Here is a 359-nt window from a genome sequence, read left to right on the forward strand (position 1 = left end):
TTCAGTCGTATCTGGTGTACGCCAAATAACACCATCAACACCTAGTAGTGATAAGCCACACCATGTGGGGTGATTGGCATCTGCATTCCACATTTTCTGACTTTGATGGAAAACCTCTTTAACGGCACCCGCACCAAGGCGCTGCCTTGCTTGCACAACAGCGCTTGGCGCAACGAGTTCTTTTTTTCCGGGTAATGCTAAGCCGAGTTTACTGACGATGCTCCATAGCGGATCTTCACGGTAAAGCGACATACAAATAACCGTCCAAACCGCCATTTCCACAGGAAGTCTTCTACGTCTTATCGTAGCGACACCCGCAGTTTCAGCACATTGTTTTATGAGATCTGGGCATAAAAAAT

At 47.1% G+C, this 359-nt stretch carries 1 protein-coding gene; it reads right to left on the reverse strand.

The features are described 5' to 3' along the window. Positions 1 to 359 (reverse strand): transposase domain-containing protein (locus ACSLUH_RS19575; RefSeq protein WP_448570088.1); only part of this gene is annotated, 359 nt, incomplete at both ends.

The organism is Thalassotalea ganghwensis (genome assembly GCF_053485795.1).